The sequence below is a fragment of the Streptomyces sp. 1114.5 genome, assembly GCF_003635085.1.
In the GTDB taxonomy this organism is placed as follows: domain Bacteria; phylum Actinomycetota; class Actinomycetes; order Streptomycetales; family Streptomycetaceae; genus Kitasatospora.
Genome location: NZ_RBXE01000002.1, coordinates 1,075,418 through 1,093,138 on the forward strand (window position 1 = coordinate 1,075,418; position 17,721 = coordinate 1,093,138).

The window sequence follows — 17,721 nt, forward strand, 5'->3', positions numbered from 1 at the left end:
AGAATGCCGCGCATGACGTTATGGCCCCTTGATGCCCTGGCCGGACTGGTGACGCTGGCCCTGGAGGGCGGGGCGGTCTTCCTGTACGGCCTCGTGTCCGGCCTGAAGCACTGGGCGGCCTGGAGGACGGAGGACGCGGACCGGTTGGCCAAAGCCTTGATGGTCGCAGTCCCCGCCGGGCTCGGTGCGGGGTTCCGATGGGCCGGCCTGCCGGTCTCCGCCTGGATCCAGTTCGCCGCGGCCGGCGCCGTCGTCCTCGTGCTCCTGGCGGACCTGCTGGCCGGCCCCCTGGCCGCGGCGTGGCGCCGCCGTCGCCCGTCCCGACCCCGGGCCCGGACGGGCCGCGGAGCCGACAGGCCACCGACGCCCCCACCGGGGGCGGTCGCCGCCGACTCCGTGACGTGGTTCTCCCAGGGGCGGACCCATGTCCGCAGCCGGGCTCCGATCCAGTGGGCGTCGGCGCTGCGCGAGGCGGCGGAGGGGGCACCGTTCGCGGAGCTGATCGTCGAGGTCGGCACCGAGTTCCACCCCGTGCTGGCGGAAGCCGTGGTCGACAGCGGTTTCGGTCCCTCCTCGGAGTGGCCGCCGGACACGAGCGCGGCCGTCGAGGTCGCCGACGGTCTCGTCCGGTCTCTGCGGTTCTCCGACGGCCGCGGGGGCTGGGAACCGCACTGGCGGGCGGAGGTGACGCCCGACTGGCTGGCCGCGGCCGAGGCTCGCAGCGCCGTCGTGGTCGTCCTCGTGCCGCCGGGCACCTGGCCGCCCGGCCTGGCGCAGCTGGAGCCCGGGGTGCGCCGCGAGGAATTCGCCAGGGGGCTCGCCGAGGCGAGGTCCGGGGGCAGGGTGCTGCACGGGATGGCGTCGCTGTCGGTCGGCCGGTTCGTTCCGCCCGGTTCCGCCCCTCCCGTTACCCGGTGAAGATGCCGAGCGCGTTGGGGACCGGTCGTTCCCGGCCGTGGTCGAGGTGGTTGCGCACGGTGAGACCACCTGTGGCGGAATCGCGGGCGACGAGTGTGGCGGAGGCGCCGCCGTCCAGGTAGACCCCGTCCGGGCAGCCGAGATCGGCCACCGCGCGGGCGAGTTCGGTCAGGGTCAGGCCGGTGGAGCTGCCCTCGCGTCCGTCCGTGGACAACAGCGTCAGCACCCGGCCGCCGGCCGCGAGACCGACCGCGCTGCGCGGCTCGGCGACGGTCCCGTCCAATCCGGGGAGCGCGTGCCCGCCCCGCAGGAGGGAGTGGGCACCGAGCGCGAAGACGAAGGGCACCGGCTCGCCCGACACGAGGCCGTAGTCCACCGCGACCGGCGCACCCGGAGGCAGTGCCGCCAAGGCGCGGGCGCCGGCCTCACGGCCGAGCAGCACGGTGCTTCCTGTGGGAATCGGACCGGTGCCCGGGGTCGCGGCGACCGCCACCACCCGGCCCTGGCGCACCGTCACCTCCAGGGTCTCCGAGGTGCACGGCGCCTGCCGGGACTCGTCGGTCCCGCAGGCGGCGCGGGCCCGGGAGACCTCTCCCCAGTCGGAGGTGAACACGCCGATCGAACCGACCGGGAGCGCGTACTGGTTCAGCCCGCCCAGAGTCCGGACGCCGTCCACGGTCCGCAGGTGGCCCCGCAGCGACAGGCGCCCGATGCGCGCCACCCCGTCCACGCCGACCCCGAGCACGTCCTCTACCGTGCCGCCAGGCGGCGGCCGCCAGCCGAACCGCTGCGCCTCCGGGACCGCGGCCTTCAACGCCCGGCCGCGGTACACGGCGGGCCCGGAGGTCGCCCCGGTGGCCTCGACGCCCGGGTGCTGATCTTCGCTGATGTCGAAGAAGTCCCCGTTCACCGCGGCCACCGCCCCGCGTGCGCCGGCCAGCTGGGTCAGCGGCGTCCGGGCGGCCACCGCGCCGGGGAAGAGCAGGTCCGCCCGCACGCCCGGCCTGCGCAGGTCGGCGCGGACGGCGTACACCCGCGCGCTGCCGTGCGCGGTGCGCACCGTCAGCTCCCGGTACGCCACCCCGGGCGCGAGCACCTCCCAGCCCCCGGCCGCCTCGGCAGCATCGAGCCCGGCAGTCCGGGCAGCCTCGGCCCCGGCGGGCGGGACGACCGGACCGGCCGGGGCCACGGCCAACACCAGGGCAGCCACACAGCGCAGGGAACTTCGCACGCCCGCCATGCTGACGGTCGACAGGGCGGTCCGGCCGTACCGGCGTCGGCGCGTCGCGCGTCGGCCCATCTCGTTCTCGGTCCGGCCGTGCGGTCCTCGGTTCGGCCGTACGGTCCTCGGTTCGGCCCGGTTCGGCTAGGTTCGGCCCGGTTCGGCCCGGACCCGACCCCGGCCCCAGCCCCACCGACGGCCCGGTCGTCCGCCCGGCACCGTTGTCCGGGGCTCTTCCCGGTCGCGTCACCGTTCTGTCACGCCCGACCGCCCGGGGAACCGGCGGCGGAACGGCGGTGTGTATCGGGCAGGTGCCGGCGCCGGGTCGGCACCACTCCATCCTCCGAGGGGGCGTCATGCAGGACACGCGGTACGGAACGAAGGCCCGAAGAGCCGCGGTCGCGGTGGTCTCGGCCGCTACGGTCGCGCTGCTCGCCACGGCGTGCGGCCCCGGGAACGACGAGCCGTCGGGGGCCGGGGCGAGCGCGGCACCGACGGTGGCGGCCACCGCCTCGGCCGCGCCGAGCGCCAAGTCACCGGCCCCCACCGAGGCCGGCACCCCGTCCACGGGAGCGGCCACCGTCGCCGCGCCGTCCGGTGGACCGACGAGCAGCGGTACGGCGGTGCCGACCTGCGCGCCCACCGCGCTGAAGGTGGACGCTCACCAGGCCAAGGTGCGCCCCGAGGGCACGGGCCTGGGAGCGGCGATCGTCGCGTTCACCAACGCCTCCACCCGCCCGTGCACGCTCCAGGGCTTCCCGACGGTGGCCGGAGCGGCCAACGGCTCCCCGGACCGCAACGCGCCGCTCGCCGTGACCCACACCGGCTCCGCCGCCCCGGTCCACCTCGCCCCGGGCGGGAAGGCCTGGGTGAAGCTGACCTTCGTCCAGGTCCAGGGCGAGGCCGACGGCTACTGCGTCTCCGGGGCCACCCCGGTCGCCTACCCCACCCTCGTCCTGGGCCTGCCGGGCGGCGCGGGAGCCCACCAAGTGGCCTTGGACGACGGCCTGTTCGCCGAGTGCGACAACAAGGTGACCACCACCGCGCTGCTGGCCACCAGCCCGTCCTGACGGAGCAGCATGCCGAGGACGGCCGGCTGCTGTGCGACCGGGAGATCCAGGAGGTCGTTGTCAGTGGTGTCGGCTATGGTCGCCGACATGATCGATTCCACGATGCACATCCGTGTGGCCCGTCCCTCGCGCGACCTCGCGGCGGCCGAGCGCTTCTACGTCGGCGGCCTCGGCCTCGATGTGCTGTGGCGCACCACCGAGCGGGTGTCCGGTGAGCACGACCTGCTGATGGTCGGCCCGCCCGGCGGTGCCTGGCACTTCGAGCTGACCCACGACCCGGAGCATCCGACGGAGCCCACGCCGACGGTGGAGGACCTGTTCGTCGTCTACCTCGGTGCGCCGGTCGACGAGGCCCTGACCGCCCGGCTGGAGGCGGCCGGAGGCACCCGGGTCACCTCGCACAACCCGTACTGGGACAAGTTCGGCGTGACGATAGCCGACCCGGACGGCTACCGGCTGGTGCTCTGCTCCCGCAGCTGGGGCAACTGACCCGGCGCCGCCACTGACCCGCGCCGCCACCGGCGGGCCTCGCTGCGTGCCGCGCACCGCTATGCGCCGGGTACCGCTACGCCCCGGGCACTGCTCCTGGGGCGCCGTCCTCCTGCGGCCGTTCGGGCGCGCCCGGGCCGGGCCCGGCGCGCAGCACCGCCACGCCCCGCTCCAGGTCCACGCCGAAGTGCGGCGGCGATCCGGCCTGCGCGTCGTCGCGCAGCGCCAGTTGCTCCTTCTTCTGCTCGACCTGTATCCGCTTGCCCGGGCTGAACAGTGCGTGCAGCTCCTCCAGCCCGCCGACGCCCGTCGCCACCCCGGGCCCGCGGGGCCGCGGACGCGCAGAGGCCTCGTCCCGGATCTGCCACGCGGCCAGCACGACCAGCCCCAGTACCGCCGCCACCGCCGCCAGCACACCCACGATCAACGCCATGCCCGCTCAACGCCGCACCGTGGTGGGGGCGTTCCCGGAACGGCGGCACGCACCCACCGGATACCCTGCGGCGAGAACGGAAGGAGCACCCTCACCATGACCGTGCGCGGAACCCTCGTGGACATCCCGACGGCGGACGGAACCGCCGACGCCTACCTCGCCCACCCCGACGACGGCCGCGCCCACCCGGCCGTCCTCCTCTACATGGACGCCTTCGGGCTCCGGCCGCACCTGCAGCGGACGGCCGACCGGCTCGCCGGAGCCGGGTACACCGTGCTCGTCCCCAACGCCTACTACCGCAACGGCCGCGCCCCGCTGGTCGAACTGCCGGAGCTCATCGACGTGGAGAGCGACGACGCGCTGTTCGAGCAGATCGGCCCGCTGCTCGCCACCCTCACCCCGGAGACGACCGCCCGCGACGCGGACGCCTACCTGCGCTGGCTCGCCGAGTCCCCGCTGGTCCAGGACGGGCCGGTCGCACTCACCGGCTACTGCCGCGGAGCGCTCCTCGCCCTGCGCACGGCCGTCAGCCACCCGGACCGGATAGCCCTCGCGGCCGGCTTCCACGGCGGCAACCTCGCCACCGAGCGCCCGGACAGCCCGCACCTGGGTGCCGACCGGATCACCGCCGAGCTGTACTTCGGCCACGCCGACCAGGACGAGGCGCTGCCGCCCGAGCAGATCGACCGGCTCGCCACGGCCCTCACCGCCGCCGGGGTCCGGTTCCGGGCGGAGGTCTACGCCGGTGCGCCGCACGGCTACACCCAGGCCGACACCACCCGTTACGACGCGGCCGCCGACGCGCGGCACTGGGAGACGCTGCTCGGCCTGCTGAAGCGCGTCCTGCCGGCCTGAGCTCGCGCCCGAGCCCGCTGCCCGCCGGTACGGCCGGCCGCCCTGCCGTTCGCCCCTACGGCCGCCGGCTCGCCTGACATAGTGAGGGCGACGGGTGAACCAGACGACTGAACCGGGGGGTTGGGCGTGCACGGCGGAAAGGACACGCGGGGAGAGCAGGACGGGACGGGCCTGCGGGGCGTCCAGGAGGCCATCGCGTCGGCCTTCGCCGAGAACGCCCCGGGCGGGGTAAGGGTGCGGCCGAGTGAACTCGACTGCGGCGGGCGGGCGTTGCGCTGGGTGGAGGCGGGCGAGGGCGGTGTGACACCCGTGGTCCTGATCGCGGGCTGCGGCACCTCCTCGCTCACCTGGCTGCCCGTCCTGCCAGAACTGTCCCGACACGGACGGGTGGTGGCGTACGACCGGGCCGGGCTCGGTGCCAGCGAGCCCGAGCGCACCGCAGTCGGCCGCGCGACCGGCCCCAGCCTGGACGGAGGGATCGAGGACCTGGCCGCCCTCGTCCGGCACCTGGGCGCTGGTCCGGCGATCCTGGTCGGGCACAGCTGGGGCGGCCAGCTGGCCCAACTCCTCGCCCGGCGGCGGCCGGAGCTGGTGGCCGGGCTGGTGCTGGTGGATCCGGCGCACGAGGATTTCCAGCCGCGGTCCATCCGGCTCGCCGAAGCCGCGCTGCTCCGGTTGTGGTTGCTCCGGCGGTGGCTGCTCCGGTCCGCCCCGGCGGCCACCGCGCCCGGGCCGGCGGACCCGCTCGCCCGGGCCGAGGCGGCCGTGGTCGGGCACTCCCACCAGCGGCGGACCGTCCTCGCGGAGAACCGGCTGACGAACGTCACCACCGCCGAGATCCGGCGCCGCCGCGCCGCCACGCCGCTGCCGGATGTGCCGGTGGCCGTCCTGAGTGCGACCGAAGGGCTGCCCCGGGCGATGCGCTCCCGTTGGACCGCCCTGCAGTCGCAGGTCGCCTCCGGCGCCCCCAGGGGGACGCACGGCACGGTGCGCGAGGCCGGCCACGCCGTCCACGCCGACCAGCCCGGGGCGGTCGTCGCGGCGGTCCTGGAGGTGTCCGACCGCGCCGGACACTTCCGGAAGGTCTGAAGGCCGGCCGGTCGCCCGGTCGGCCGGGCGCTCCGGCGTCCGGCTCCGCGTTCGGTCAGTCCCTGGCACTCGTGCTCAATTCCTTTCCGTATCCGGTCTGCTGAGGCCGCGGCACGCTCTGGCACACTGTGTGCCGACGACCCGTCGGGGCGGGACATGACACACAGGGGGACTGGGGCATGAGCGGGGCGGGCACCGTGCTCGGCGGACGGTACAGGCTGGTCGGGAAGATCGGCGGAGGCGCGATGGGCTCGGTCTGGCGGGCCGAGGACACCGTCCTGGCGCGGCAGGTCGCGGTCAAGATCCTGCGCTCGGAGCTGTTCGAGGACGACACCGCCACCCAGCGCTTCCGCCGCGAGGCCCAGCTGGTCGCCGCGGTCGACCACCCCGGCATCGTGGACGTCCACGACTACGGCGAGAGCGGCGAGGACGGCGACGAGCGCTGCGCCTACATCGTCATGGAGCTGATCGCGGGCAGTCCGTTGGACCGGGTGCTCGCGGACTCGGGCCCGATGACCGTCGGGCGTGCCCTCGAACTGGTCGCCGGCGCCCTGGACGCGCTGCACGCCGCGCACCAGCAGGACATCGTGCACCGGGACATCAAGCCGTCCAACCTGATGGTGCGCACCGACGGCCGGGTGGCCATCACGGACTTCGGCATCGCCCGGGCGCTCGCCAGCACCAAGCTCACCGCGCCGTTCGCGATCATCGGCACGGCGCTCTACATGTCCCCGGAACAGGCCGAGGGGGCCGCCCTCGGCCCCGCCACCGACCTGTACTCGATAGGCGTGGTCTGCTACGAACTGCTGGTCGGCGAGCCGCCGTACTCCGGTGAGGGGCCGCTGCAGATCGCGCTCAAGCACGTCAACCAGCCGGTGCCGGAACTGCCGGAGACCTTCCCGGCGGCGGTCCGGGCGCTGGTCGCGAAGGCGCTGGCCAAGAAGCCCGAGGAGCGCTTCGCGGACGCGGCCGAGATGGCGGCGGCGGCCCGCGCGGCGGCTGGGGGCGCGGGTGCCGAAGCGGAGGCCGGCAAGGCCGGGGTCGGCGGGGCCGGGGTCGGTGAGGCCGGGGTCGGTGAGGCCGGGGACGGAAAGGCCGGGGTCGGTGAGGCCGGGGACGGTAAGGCCAACGCCGGCGGGGCCAGGGAGCACGCAGACGGTGGGGAGAAGGCCGCCGCCGACAGCCGGACGATCCGGCTCCGGCCCGACGCTGCATCCGCCGGGCGAGCCGGGGGAGGGGACGCCAAGGGCGGGGGCGCAGGTGCTGCAGGGGCCGCCGGGCCCAAGGCGGAAGCGGGAGCGGCAGGGACAGCGGCGAAGAAGGAGGCCGGGCAGGCCGGTGCCGTGGTCGTTCCCGCTGCGGGCGGCGACCCCGCGCCGGACGAGGTCGCGAAGGTGCTGCCGCAGGCGCAGACCGAGCCGGGCCGGGCCCGGCACCGGCGCGCCCTGCTGGTGCCGGTGATCATCCCGGTCATCATCTCGGTCGGCACGGCCACTGCCCTGCTGGTCGACCGCAGTCCGGGGGGCTCGGACGCGGCCGTGCCGCCCGCCGCCCAGCCGACCGTGGTGGTGACCGTGCCGGCGAACTCCGGTACCGGTTCCCCGCTGTCCGCGGCCACGACCGCGCCCCCTGCCCCGGTGCCGACCGACACCCCGGCGGCCACCCCGAATCCCGACCAGCCGCCGCCCGCTGCCCCGAACCAGCAGGTCCCCGTCCCGGCCCAGGGCCAGGCCCCGGTCCAGGGCGGAAGCGGCGGCGTCTCCGGCGGGAACCGGAGCGGTGGTGCGGGCACAGGCAGCGCCTCCGGCGGTGGGGCGGCCGCCGGCGGGTCGACGGGCGGTCAGGCGAGCCAGCCCGGAGGCGGGGCGGGCGGCAACCCGCCCGCCCCGCCCGCCAACCAGAATCCGCAGCCCCCGGCCCAGAACACGGCCGGCGGCACCACCCCGGCCCCGCAGAGCCCGCCCCGCCCCGCGTCCTGCGGCGGCAGCAGCTGGACCACCATCGTCACCGCGAAGGAGCGCCGCCCGCTCGGGCTGCGCAACGACACCCTGAGCGGCGACAACCCGGTCGTGCTCGGGGGCGCCTCGCAGTACGGGTGGGTGCGTTCCACCGACCCCGGTACGTGGATCCACTTCAACGCCTGCAACAACGGCGGACCGGCGCTCGTCCAGACCATGGACGGGAAGGTCGAGGCCAGCAGCGGCTTCAGCTACCTCACCAGTTGGACCGTCCGCAACGGCTCCAGCCCGGGCTCGTACACGCTGGGCGACTACATGAACTCGATCTGCCTGACCAACAACGGCCCGGGCAACGCGGTCACCATGGTCGCCTGCACCCCCGGCAACGAGGACCAGGAGTGGCGGTTCCAGTAGTGGCGGTTTCCGTAGTGGCGGTTCCAGCAGCGGCGGGCCGAGGCCTGGTAGCAGACGTCCGGCGGGTGAGCAAGGGTGCCGGGTGGCGGACCCTCGCCACCCCGGCGTCAAGGGACTGTGTGGAAACTTCTACACAGATGTAAAAGTCGACTGCCGGTGGATCGTGCCGCCCGCCGAACCCGCGTTCGGCGGGCGGACGGCTGTCGATGCAGGCGGTCGGACATGGATCGGGTGGGAACGATCTGCGGAATGCGGTGAATCGCCCCGATTCCGGCACTGCTTGACCGCCCTTTACCTGGTGGCGGGACCTGGCCAACTCCTGAGGCAGACCTGTCATTTCATCTGCTGGATTGTCATGCTTCTGTTCACCCCCAGCGGTTGCCCCCACCCCCACCCCTTGGTGGCGAGCCGCTCGACTGTACGGGGTTCCAGCACGTCAGCGCCCGTCCCGCCCCACAGGTGCCGACCCGGCCCCCGGGACGCGGCGTGACCGCGCCCAGACGCGGTTTCCCGGAAGGACTCGTCCGTGAAGCGAAAGCTCGCAGCTGTCGCCGTACTCTCAGCCACCGCCCTGCTGACCGGTGTGACCCAGGTGAGCACCGCCGCCCAGGCCGCCCCCACCCCGTCGCTGCAGGCCCAGGCCGCCCAGCAGCACGCCACCGTGCTCGCCCTGGCCGACGGCCAGGCCGGCCCGCTCGCCAAGGCGCTCGGCCTCGGGGACAAGGAGCAACTCGTCGCCAAGGACGCCGTGGTGGACCAGGACGGCACCCGCCACCTGCGCTTCGAGCGCACCTACGCGGGCCTGCCGGTGATCGGCGGCGACCTGATCGTCCACCAGAAGGCCGACGGCGCGGTGAAGTCGGTCTCCAAGGCCGTCTCCGCGCGGATCGACCTGCCGAGCCTGGCCCCGAAGGTCCCGGCCGACCAGGCCGCCGCGCAGGCCGCCGGCGCGGTCAAGGCCACCGTCGGCGTGACCGTCGACGCCGACGAGTCGCCGCTGACCGAGGTCCACCAGACCGGCACGGCCGAACTGGTGGTCTGGGCCACCGACGGCAGCCCGCGCCTGGCCTACCGCACGACCGTCGAAGGCGTGCGCGCCGACGGCACCCCGAGCAGCCAGGTCCTGCTCACCGACGCCGCGAGCGGCCGGGTGCTCTCCACCCACGAGAAGGTGCAGACCGCGGCCGGCACCGGCAACGGCGTCTTCGTCGGCCAGGTCCCGCTGACCACCACGCAGAGCGGCACGCGGTACCAGCTCAAGGACGCCTCCCGTGGCGGCCAGTCCACCACCGACATGAAGAACGGGACCTCCGGCAGCGGCTCGCTGTTCGCCAACACCAGCAACCGGTTCGGCGACGGCACCGCGGCCAACCGCGAATCCGCCGCCGTGGACGCCCAGTTCGGCGCCGCCACCACCTGGGACTTCTACAAGAACTCCTTCGGCCGCAACGGCATCCGCAACGACGGTGTCGGCGCCCTCAGCCGGGTCCACTACGGCTCCAACTACGTGAACGCGTTCTGGAGCGACGACTGCTTCTGCATGTCCTACGGCGACGGCAGCGGCAACGCCGCCCCGCTCACCGAAATCGACGTGGCCGGCCACGAGATGACCCACGGCGTCACCGCCGCCACCGCCAACCTGAACTACTCGGGCGAGTCCGGCGGCCTCAACGAGGCCACCTCGGACATCATGGGCACGATGGTCGAGTGGTACGCCAACCTGCCCTCCAACCCGCCGAACTACTGGATCGGCGAGCTGATCAACCTGCGCGGCGACGGCAGCCCGCTGCGCTACATGGACCAGCCCAGCAAGGACGGCCAGTCCGCCGACTACTGGGACGCCAACGTCGGCAACCTGGACGTCCACTACTCGTCCGGGGTGGCCAACCACTTCTTCTACCTGCTCGCCGAGGGCAGTGGCGCGAAGACCATCAACGGGTTCAGCTACAACAGCCCGACGTACGACGGCTCGACCCTCGCCGGCATCGGCCGGGACAAGGCCGCGCAGATCTGGTACAAGGCGCTGACCACCTACTTCACCTCCACCACCGACTACGCGGGCGCCCGTGCGGCCACCCTCAGCGCGGCGGCGGACCTGTACGGCTCGGACAGCGCGGAGTACAACGCGGTCGCCGCCACCTGGACGGCCGTCAACGTCAACTGAGCCCCGGGCCCTGCCGGTTCGTGGGTGCCGGCCGGAAGGGCCGTGAGCGGCGGGGGTGACGGTAGGCGGACCACCGTCACCCCCGCGGTTCTTCCCTTTTCCGGGATCTGACGTTTCGTCAGATCCCCCTTTTCTTCTCGTGCGTCTCCTGGGCGGCCAGGACGGCGTCGCCGTGGACGGCGGACCAGGCGCCGAGTGCGCGGATCGGACCGATCAGGGCGGCACCCGCCCCGGTGAGGGCGTAGTCGACCCGCGGCGGCGCCTCCGCGTAACGGCGGTGCTCCACCAGGCCGTTGTACTCCAGCCGACGCAGCGACTCGTTGAGCACCTTCGGGCTGATCCCGCCGATCCGGTCCAGCAGCGCCCGCGGGCGCAGCGGCCCCAGCTCGCCGAGGACGTAGACCACCACGCTGTCCCAACGGTTGGCGATCACCTCGAAGGCCAGCCTGGCGCGGCAGTCCGCGGCGAAGACGGCGCCGCCCAGGTCGCCGTACTCCTCGGCTCCGCGTTCCTCGGCGCGGGCCTCGGCGTCGTATCCCCCGCCTCCCTCGTCGCTCTCGCGCGTGCGGCTCGCGATGTCCATGCGGCCATCCTGCCCGATCCGATGCGTACCGGACGGTGTGCATCGACCCGCCTAGCGTGCCGGTCACAGCAGATGTGACGGCGAGGAGTGGACATGCGGATCGGCATTCTCGGAACGGGCGCGATGGCGGCGGCTCTCGGCGGGGCCTGGGTGCGGGCGGGGCACGAGGTGGTGGTGGGCGGGCGCGACCCGCTGGCGGCCGGGCAACTCGCCGCTGTACTGGGCGCGTCGGGCGGCGGTGATCTCGCGACGGCGGCGAGATTCGGGGAGGCCGTGCTGGTCGCGGTACCGGCCGAGGCAGCGGTGCCGGTGGTCGCGCCGCTGGCGGCCGACCTGGCCGGGCGGGCCCTCCTGGACTGCACCGTGCCCATGGCCCCCGGCGCGGACGGGCCCCGGCTGACCACGGCCGGCGCCACCGACTCCGTCGCCGCGCGGCTCGCCGTGGCGGCTCCGACGGCCCGGGTGGCCAAGGTGTTCGGGATCTGCCACGAGAGCATCTGGACCATGCCGCGCCCGGCCTTCGAGAGCGGCGCACCGCTCGGCGTCCCGTACTGCGCGGACGACCCGGCGGCCGCTGCGCTGGTCGCCGACCTGATCGCGTCCATGGCATGCACACCGGTGCACTGCGGCGGCCTCGACCGGGCCGGACTGCTGGAGGCGACGGCCGTCTTCGCCGTCGGCGTCTGGTGGTCCGGCGGCGAGGCGCGCCATGTCCTCCCGTCGCCGGCCCTGGCGCCGGGGGCGACGGACGACGATGACAGGTAACAGGTAACAGGTAACAGGTAACAGATTACAGACGACAGCTGACAGATGATGAAATCTGTCAGCTGTTATCTGTCGTCTGTGATCTGTCATCTGTCATCGGTCGTCGCCAGGTCCTTCCGGATCTCATCCAGAATCAGACCGGCCCCGGTGTAGCCGATGCCGAGCATCCACAGGTTGTCGTCCACCCGGAACACCCGCCCGTTGCGGACAGCGTCCAGGTCCTTCCACAGGGCGCCTTCGGTGATCTTCCCCTGGTCGGACTTGGCGGCGTCCCCGTACAGCGAGTAGAAGATGACGTCGGCCGCCGCCTGGTCGACCTGCTCCGGGCTGATCTCGATCGAGAATCCGGGCTTGTCCTGGTTGGCGGGCCGGCCGAGCCCGAGGTCCTTGAACAGTGAGCCGACGAAGGTGTCGTTGAGGTAGAGCCGGGTCGGCGCGCCCGCCAGGAAGCGGGCCATCTCGACCCGGGTGGCGGCGGCCTTGGCGGGCCCGCCGAGCGCGGTGACCAGCTCGCGCAGCTTCGTCCGGTACGCCGCGTCCGCCGCCTCGGCCTCCGCCTGGCGGCCGAGCGCCTCGGCGTGCAGCCGGACGTTCTCCTTCCAGGTCGGCCCGGTGGTCTTGGAGAGCACGGTCGGCGCGATCTTGGACAGCTCCTCGTACCGCTTGTCGTCGCGGACCTGGTTGCTGAGGATGAGGTCCGGCCGCAGCGCCGCGATCGCTTCCAGGCTGGGCTGGCCGATCGCGCCGACGGCCTTCGTCCCGGCCAGTCGAGCGGCGGGGAGGTAGCTGGGGAGGGGCGCGCCCGCGCTGACGGTGGTGGCGCCGACCGGGGCGAGGCCGAGGGTGATCACCGAGTCCAGCGCGTCGGTGTCCAGCACCACCACCCGGGCCGCCCGGGCCGGTACGGCGCTCTCGCCGCGCGCGTGCCGGACCGTTCGGGCGCCGCTGCCGCCGCTGCCGCCGCTGCCGCCGCCGTTGGCGCCTCCCGGCGAACCGGCGCTCGGCGCACGGGAGTCGGTCCCGCAGGCTGCGAGCGCGAGGCCCGGGGCGAGCCCGGCGGCGAGGCCGAGTGCGGTGCGGCGGCTGAGGGAGCTGGGCATGGCGGCACCTCCGTCGTACGGGCAGGGCGCGGGGATCCCTGCCCGCTCGGCCGTCCGGCTACGCCTCGGAGCTGTCGTCCTCCGGCTGTGCCTCCGAGCCGTTCTCCCGTCGCTGGCGCAGCAGTTGGTCGTACTCGGCGTGCACCCGACGGTCCATCGCGAGGGCGAACTGGGCGTCGGCGACGGTCCTGGCCAGCGGCCGTACCCGCATGATGCGTTCGGTGAGCCGGGCCGCCTCGCCGGGCGGCAGCGGGGTGTCGGCGGCCAGGGCGCTGAGCAGGTGCTCGCTGACCACGTCGATGAAGATCTCGGCGATGGCGTCCACGTGTTCCCGGGTGCGCCGGCTGGCGTCCAGCACCGCCGACAGCGGAACGCCTTCCGCCACCAGCTCGGTGGTGGCGTCCATCAGCCGGCGGCTGACGTGGGTGATGCCGTCCTCCTCGACGGTGATGTAGCCCTGGGCGATCGACTCGGCGGTGTTCTCCTCGGTGAGCTGGTCCCCGAAGGCGGTCTTCAGTTCCTCCCAGTCCAGCCGCACCGGGGTCTCGTCCGACCAGGGTGCGACGATCGCCGCCTCCAGCCCGATCAGCTCGGCGACGTCCCGCCCGCTCTCGCCGGCGCCGATCAGCTCGGCGATGCCGCCCAGGGTGTGGCCGCGGTCCAGCAGCTCGCCGATCATCCGCAGCCGGGCCAGGTGCTCCTCGCCGTACCAGGCGATCCGGCCCTCCTTGCGGGGCGGTTGGAGCAGTTTGCGCTCGCGGTAGAAGCGCAGGGTGCGGGTGGTGATGCCGGCCGCTTCGGCCAGTTCCTCCACCCGGTACTCGCGTTTTCTGTCGTCCGCAGCAGCTCTGACCTTGTCCACGGCGATCAGCATAGGTCCGAGGGCTCGGAACGCTCCCGGAACCGGAGCGGTCGCGCTTCTTCCCTCCGGTGGCGGCAAGGGCTACCCTGCCAACCATGCCAGTGATTACTGGCGCGATTGGCAGGGTTCCGGGGCGCGGCCCCGGAGAGCGCGACGATCACCGCCCCACCCTCAGGAGGAGGCCGCATGGCATCCAGCAGCAAGCGCCCCCGCTCCGGCGTGTCCGGCACGTCCGGCGCCTCCGCGGACACCGGCTCGTCCCCCGAAGCTCGGGAGCCGGAGGAGTCCGTGCCACATGTCCGGGTCGCGGTGATCGGCTCCGGCTTCGGCGGACTCGGCGCCGCGGTCCGGCTGCGTCGCGCCGGCATCACCGACTTCGTGGTCCTGGAGCGGGCGGACTCCGTCGGTGGCACCTGGCGCGACAACAGTTACCCCGGCTGCGCCTGCGACGTGCCCTCGCACCTCTACTCCTTCTCCTTCGCGCCCAATCCCGACTGGCCGCGCAGCTTCTCCGGCCAGCCGGACATCCGCGCCTACCTGGAGAAGGTCGCCACGGTCTTCGGCATTCGCCCCCACCTGCGATTCAACACCGAGGTGCTGGAGGCGCGTTGGGAGAGCGAGGCGACCCGCTGGCGGATCACCACCTCGGCCGGCCAGTGGACGGCCGACGCCGTCGTCGCCGCTGCCGGACCGCTCGCCGACCCGCAGATCCCCGAACTCCCGGGGCTGAGCGCCTTCCCCGGCAAGGTGTTCCACTCCTCCCGCTGGGACCACGAGTTCGACCTGGCCGGCAAGCGCGTCGCCGTGGTCGGCACCGGAGCCTCCGCCGCCCAGATCATCCCGTCGATCCAACCCGAGGTCGGCAAGCTGACCGTCTTCCAGCGCACCCCGGCCTGGGTCCTGCCGCGCCGGGACCGCGAGATCAGCCCGCTGGAGAAGTGGCTGCACGGCCGGCTGCCGGTCACTGCGAAGATCCGCCGCGGCACCCTCTTCGCGCTCCGCGAGCTCCAGGTGGACGCCTTCGTCCGGCGCCCCGGACTGCTGCGCGTCGTCCAGCAACTCGCCGAACGCCACATCGCCCAGAGCGTCCAGGACCCGGCGCTGCGCGCCAAGCTCACCCCGGACTACCGGATCGGCTGCAAGCGCATCCTGCTCAGCAACACCTACTACCCGGCGCTCGCCGCGGCCAACACCGAGGTCGTCTCCTCCGGTCTGCGCGAACTGCGCGGCTCCACACTGGTCGCGGCCGACGGCAGCGAGCACGAGGTGGACGCCATCGTCTTCGGCACCGGCTTCCACGTCACCGACATGCCCATCGGCGCCCGGGTGTTCGGCGCGGACGGCACCACGCTGGCCGAGGAGTGGAAGGGCGGAATGGAGGCGCTGCGCGGCTCGACCGTACGCGGCTTCCCGAACCTGTTCTTCGTCATCGGCCCCAACACCGGCCTCGGCAACAGCTCGATGATCCTCATGATCGAGTCCCAACTGAACTACCTGATCGACGCGTTGACCACGCTCGCCTCGGTCGGCGCCACCGCCATGCAGCCGACCGCGCGCGCCCAGCGGCAGTGGAACCTCGAACTGCAGCACCGGATGGACCGCACCGTCTGGACCACCGGCGGCTGCCGCAGCTGGTACCTCGACCCGAGCGGCAAGAACACCGTGCTCTGGCCCGGCTCCACCACCGCGTTCCGCCGCGCCACTCGCAAGGTGGACCTCGCCGAGTACGAGCTGATCATGCGCACGTCCCCGACCGCTGCCCCGACCACCGCCCGGACCGTCCAGGAGGTCACCGCATGAGTGCCGTCCAGCTGCCCGCCGAGTACGAACCACCCACGCCCGTGGAGGAGTTGAGCGCCCGGTCGGCGGACGGCAGCCGGCTGCACGTCGAGGTGCACGGTCGACCCGGCGCGCCGACCGTGGTGCTGGCGCACGGCTGGACCTGCTCGACCGCCTTCTGGGCCCCCGTGATCCGCGAACTCGCCGACCGATACCGGGTGGTGGCGTACGACCAGCGCGGGCACGGGCACAGCGAGATCCCGCCGAGCCGGGCCCGCTACTCGACCCGGGCGCTCGCCGAGGACCTGTCCGCGGTTCTCGCCCGGACCGTTCCGGCGGGGGAGCGAGCCGTACTCGCGGGGCACAGCATGGGCGGGATGACCATCATGGCCGCCGGCAGCCGCCCCGAGGTGGCCGAGCGCACCGCCGCCGCCGTCCTGATCTCCACCGGGCCGGGCGAGTTGGTGGCCGAGCTCACCGTCCTGCCGCCGACCGTGCGCTCCCCGAAGCTGCGCCGCTTCCTGCACCGGCAGCTGCTGCGCTCCCGGCTGCCGCTCGGACCGGTCTCGCCGGTCAGCCGGGCCGCACTCAAGTACGCCACCATGGGGCCGAGTTCGCCCGCCGGCCAGGTCGAGGCGACCGCCCGCATCGTGCACGCCTGCCCGACCGCCGTCCGAGCCAACTGGGCCGCGGTGCTCGACCGGCTGGACGTCCATGCCGGACTCGGTCGGCTCGCCGCGCCCACCTCGGTCGTGGTCGGCACCGACGACCGGCTGACCCCGCCGGTGCACGCGCACCGGATCGTCGCCGAACTCAAGGACCCGCAGGGTCTGTTGCTGCTGCCCGGGGTCGGGCACATGTCGCCGCTGGAGCGGCCGGCGGAGGTGGCCGGCGAGATCCACCGGATGGCCGCCGAGCACCTGGTCGGTGCGCCCGCCGTGACCGTGGCAGTCCCCGTCGTTCCCGCTCCCACCGTTCCCGCTCCCGCCGTTCCCGCTCCTGCGTCCGCCGATTCCGCTGACCCCACCGATGAGAGGACTGCCGTCGCATGAAGGCCGTACCGCCGTTGTCCGCGCAGGTCGTCGTCGTCACCGGAGCCGCCCGCGGGGTCGGTGCGTCGTTGGCCCGCAAGCTCGCCCGGCGCGGGGCCGAGGTCGCGCTGCTGGGGCTGGAGCCGGAGGAGCTGAAGGCCGTCGCCGCCCAGTGCGGCCCGACCGCGACCAGCTGGGAGGTGGACGTCACCGACCTCGACGCGCTGGAGGACACCGCCCGCCGGATCAAGGAGCACTACGGGCGGATCGACACCGTGGTCGCCAACGCCGGCATCGCCATCGGCGGACCGCTGGCGGACAGCGACCACCGGGCCTTCAGCCGGGTCATCGAGGTCAACCTGCTCGGCAGCGTCGCCACCGCGCGGGCCTTCCTCCCGGCGCTCACCGAGAGCCGGGGCTACCTGCTGCAGATCGCCTCGCTCGCCGCGCTGACGCCCGCGCCGCTGATGAGCGCGTACTGCGCCAGCAAGTCCGGGGTGGAGGCCTTCGCCCACTCGATCCGCGCCGAGGTCGCCTACCAGGGCGTCAAGGTCGGTGTCGGGTACCTGAGTTGGACCGACACCGACATGGTGCGCGGCGCCGACGAGGACGCCGTGCTGAAGCAGATGCGCGCCCGGCTGCCGTGGCCGGCGAACAAGACGTACCCGCTGGAACCCGCGGTGGACCGGATCGTCGCCGGGATCGCCCGCCGGTCGGCTCATGTGTACGCCCAGGCCTGGCTGCGCGGCATGCAGCCGGCCCGCTGGCTGCTGCCGAGCCTGATCGCCGTGGTCGGCTCCCGCGACGTCGCCCGGCTCGCGCCCCAGCTCGCCGCCACCGCCGCGAGCCGGCTACGCGCGATCGGCGCCGGGGGAGCCGCGGACACCGCGACCCGGGGGAGCCGCAACGGCTCGGGCGGCTGACACCCGGCAGGGGACAGCCGGCAGCCGACAGCTGACAGCCGACAACTGACAGACGACAGATAACAA

16 protein-coding genes are annotated in these 17,721 nt (G+C 73.8%); 11 read left to right on the plus strand and 5 right to left on the minus strand.

The annotated features are described in order from the left end of the window. Window positions 1–12 precede the first annotated feature (12 nt). On the plus strand, window positions 13–918 hold the full coding sequence (locus BX285_RS28005) for a hypothetical protein (RefSeq protein WP_121178617.1): 906 nt from the start codon (window positions 13–15) through the stop codon (window positions 916–918). Here BX285_RS28005 and BX285_RS28010 read toward each other — a convergent pair. Next, window positions 908–2,158, minus strand: coding sequence for a phosphodiester glycosidase family protein (locus BX285_RS28010; protein ID WP_121179053.1), 1,251 nt, complete (start codon window positions 2,156–2,158; stop codon window positions 908–910). The two genes, BX285_RS28005 and BX285_RS28010, sit on opposite strands and share 11 nt — an antisense overlap. Before the next feature lie 338 nt (window positions 2,159–2,496). Between BX285_RS28010 and BX285_RS28015 the strand changes: the two genes are divergently transcribed. Together BX285_RS28015 and BX285_RS28020 are read left to right on the plus strand one after the other, a co-directional pair. Then, the gene (locus BX285_RS28015; RefSeq protein ID WP_097235356.1) at window positions 2,497–3,210 is read left to right on the plus strand and encodes a DUF4232 domain-containing protein; all 714 of its coding nucleotides are present in this window, start codon (window positions 2,497–2,499) and stop codon (window positions 3,208–3,210) included. Window positions 3,211–3,297: 87 nt separating this feature from the next. Next, entirely contained in the window at window positions 3,298–3,699 is a 402-nt protein-coding gene (locus tag BX285_RS28020; protein ID WP_097239851.1) for a VOC family protein, read from the plus strand. A 76-nt stretch (window positions 3,700–3,775) separates the two neighbouring features. On the opposite strand, the gene BX285_RS28025 is transcribed toward BX285_RS28020, so the two are convergent. Further along, complete coding sequence (locus BX285_RS28025) at window positions 3,776–4,132, minus strand: DUF6191 domain-containing protein (RefSeq protein WP_097235355.1); 357 nt, start codon at window positions 4,130–4,132, stop codon at window positions 3,776–3,778. Between the two features lie 96 nt (window positions 4,133–4,228). On the opposite strand from BX285_RS28025, the gene BX285_RS28030 reads away from it, so the two are divergent. The 4 genes from BX285_RS28030 (at window position 4,229) to BX285_RS28045 (ending at window position 10,612) form a co-directional block, all read left to right on the plus strand. Further along, the gene (locus BX285_RS28030; protein WP_121178618.1) at window positions 4,229–4,987 is read left to right on the plus strand and encodes a dienelactone hydrolase family protein; all 759 of its coding nucleotides are present in this window, start codon (window positions 4,229–4,231) and stop codon (window positions 4,985–4,987) included. A 126-nt stretch (window positions 4,988–5,113) separates the two neighbouring features. Further along, a complete protein-coding gene (locus BX285_RS28035; RefSeq protein ID WP_183107240.1) occupies window positions 5,114–6,076 on the plus strand; it encodes an alpha/beta fold hydrolase in 963 nt (320 codons plus the stop codon). Window positions 6,077–6,255: 179 nt separating this feature from the next. Next, the gene (locus BX285_RS28040; RefSeq protein ID WP_121178620.1) at window positions 6,256–8,448 is read left to right on the plus strand and encodes a serine/threonine-protein kinase; all 2,193 of its coding nucleotides are present in this window, start codon (window positions 6,256–6,258) and stop codon (window positions 8,446–8,448) included. Between the two features lie 526 nt (window positions 8,449–8,974). Continuing rightward, the gene (locus tag BX285_RS28045; RefSeq protein ID WP_121178621.1) at window positions 8,975–10,612 is read left to right on the plus strand and encodes a M4 family metallopeptidase; all 1,638 of its coding nucleotides are present in this window, start codon (window positions 8,975–8,977) and stop codon (window positions 10,610–10,612) included. A 118-nt stretch (window positions 10,613–10,730) separates the two neighbouring features. On the opposite strand, the gene BX285_RS28050 is transcribed toward BX285_RS28045, so the two are convergent. Then, window positions 10,731–11,195 (minus strand): helix-turn-helix domain-containing protein, encoded by a 465-nt coding sequence (locus BX285_RS28050; RefSeq protein WP_121178622.1) that lies wholly within the window; start codon window positions 11,193–11,195, stop codon window positions 10,731–10,733. Window positions 11,196–11,288: 93 nt separating this feature from the next. Here BX285_RS28050 and BX285_RS28055 point away from each other — a divergent pair, with 93 nt between their 5' ends. Beyond that, the gene (locus BX285_RS28055) at window positions 11,289–11,960 is read left to right on the plus strand and encodes an NADPH-dependent F420 reductase (protein ID WP_121178623.1); all 672 of its coding nucleotides are present in this window, start codon (window positions 11,289–11,291) and stop codon (window positions 11,958–11,960) included. A gap of 86 nt (window positions 11,961–12,046) precedes the next feature. Here the strand turns inward: BX285_RS28055 and BX285_RS28060 are convergent, their stop codons facing one another. Then, complete coding sequence (locus tag BX285_RS28060) at window positions 12,047–13,060, minus strand: ABC transporter substrate-binding protein (RefSeq protein WP_121178624.1); 1,014 nt, start codon at window positions 13,058–13,060, stop codon at window positions 12,047–12,049. Window positions 13,061–13,118: 58 nt separating this feature from the next. After that, window positions 13,119–13,922 (minus strand): MerR family transcriptional regulator, encoded by an 804-nt coding sequence (locus BX285_RS28065; protein ID WP_259470818.1) that lies wholly within the window; start codon window positions 13,920–13,922, stop codon window positions 13,119–13,121. A gap of 186 nt (window positions 13,923–14,108) precedes the next feature. Here BX285_RS28065 and BX285_RS28070 point away from each other — a divergent pair, with 186 nt between their 5' ends. The 3 genes from BX285_RS28070 to BX285_RS28080 are packed head-to-tail and all read left to right on the plus strand — an operon-like array spanning window position 14,109 to window position 17,655. Continuing rightward, on the plus strand, window positions 14,109–15,722 hold the full coding sequence (locus BX285_RS28070; RefSeq protein WP_121178626.1) for an NAD(P)/FAD-dependent oxidoreductase: 1,614 nt from the start codon (window positions 14,109–14,111) through the stop codon (window positions 15,720–15,722). Beyond that, a complete protein-coding gene (locus BX285_RS28075; RefSeq protein WP_121178627.1) occupies window positions 15,719–16,753 on the plus strand; it encodes an alpha/beta fold hydrolase in 1,035 nt (344 codons plus the stop codon). The genes BX285_RS28070 and BX285_RS28075 overlap by 4 nt, the downstream gene beginning before the upstream one ends. After that, window positions 16,750–17,655 carry an SDR family oxidoreductase gene (locus BX285_RS28080; protein WP_097235344.1) on the plus strand — a complete coding sequence of 302 codons (906 nt, stop codon included), beginning with the start codon at window positions 16,750–16,752 and terminating at the stop codon, window positions 17,653–17,655. Before BX285_RS28075 ends, BX285_RS28080 begins: the two co-directional genes overlap by 4 nt. Window positions 17,656–17,721: the final 66 nt, after the last annotated feature.

What these genes read in the sequence shown, in the direction of transcription:
- BX285_RS28055 (WP_121178623.1), top strand. Translation starts at nt 11,289, where the DNA reads ATGCGGATCGGCATTCTCGGAACGGGCGCGATGGCGGCGGCTCTCGGC.
- BX285_RS28010 (WP_121179053.1), bottom strand. Translation starts at nt 2,158, where the DNA reads ATGGCGGGCGTGCGAAGTTCCCTGCGCTGTGTGGCTGCCCTGGTGTTG.
- BX285_RS28040 (WP_121178620.1), top strand. Translation starts at nt 6,256, where the DNA reads ATGAGCGGGGCGGGCACCGTGCTCGGCGGACGGTACAGGCTGGTCGGG.
- BX285_RS28060 (WP_121178624.1), bottom strand. Translation starts at nt 13,060, where the DNA reads ATGCCCAGCTCCCTCAGCCGCCGCACCGCACTCGGCCTCGCCGCCGGG.
- BX285_RS28030 (WP_121178618.1), top strand. Translation starts at nt 4,229, where the DNA reads ATGACCGTGCGCGGAACCCTCGTGGACATCCCGACGGCGGACGGAACC.
- BX285_RS28005 (WP_121178617.1), top strand. Translation starts at nt 13, where the DNA reads ATGACGTTATGGCCCCTTGATGCCCTGGCCGGACTGGTGACGCTGGCC.
- BX285_RS28050 (WP_121178622.1), bottom strand. Translation starts at nt 11,195, where the DNA reads ATGGACATCGCGAGCCGCACGCGCGAGAGCGACGAGGGAGGCGGGGGA.
- BX285_RS28070 (WP_121178626.1), top strand. Translation starts at nt 14,109, where the DNA reads ATGGCATCCAGCAGCAAGCGCCCCCGCTCCGGCGTGTCCGGCACGTCC.
- BX285_RS28025 (WP_097235355.1), bottom strand. Translation starts at nt 4,132, where the DNA reads ATGGCGTTGATCGTGGGTGTGCTGGCGGCGGTGGCGGCGGTACTGGGG.
- BX285_RS28020 (WP_097239851.1), top strand. Translation starts at nt 3,298, where the DNA reads ATGATCGATTCCACGATGCACATCCGTGTGGCCCGTCCCTCGCGCGAC.
- BX285_RS28015 (WP_097235356.1), top strand. Translation starts at nt 2,497, where the DNA reads ATGCAGGACACGCGGTACGGAACGAAGGCCCGAAGAGCCGCGGTCGCG.
- BX285_RS28080 (WP_097235344.1), top strand. Translation starts at nt 16,750, where the DNA reads ATGAAGGCCGTACCGCCGTTGTCCGCGCAGGTCGTCGTCGTCACCGGA.
- BX285_RS28075 (WP_121178627.1), top strand. Translation starts at nt 15,719, where the DNA reads ATGAGTGCCGTCCAGCTGCCCGCCGAGTACGAACCACCCACGCCCGTG.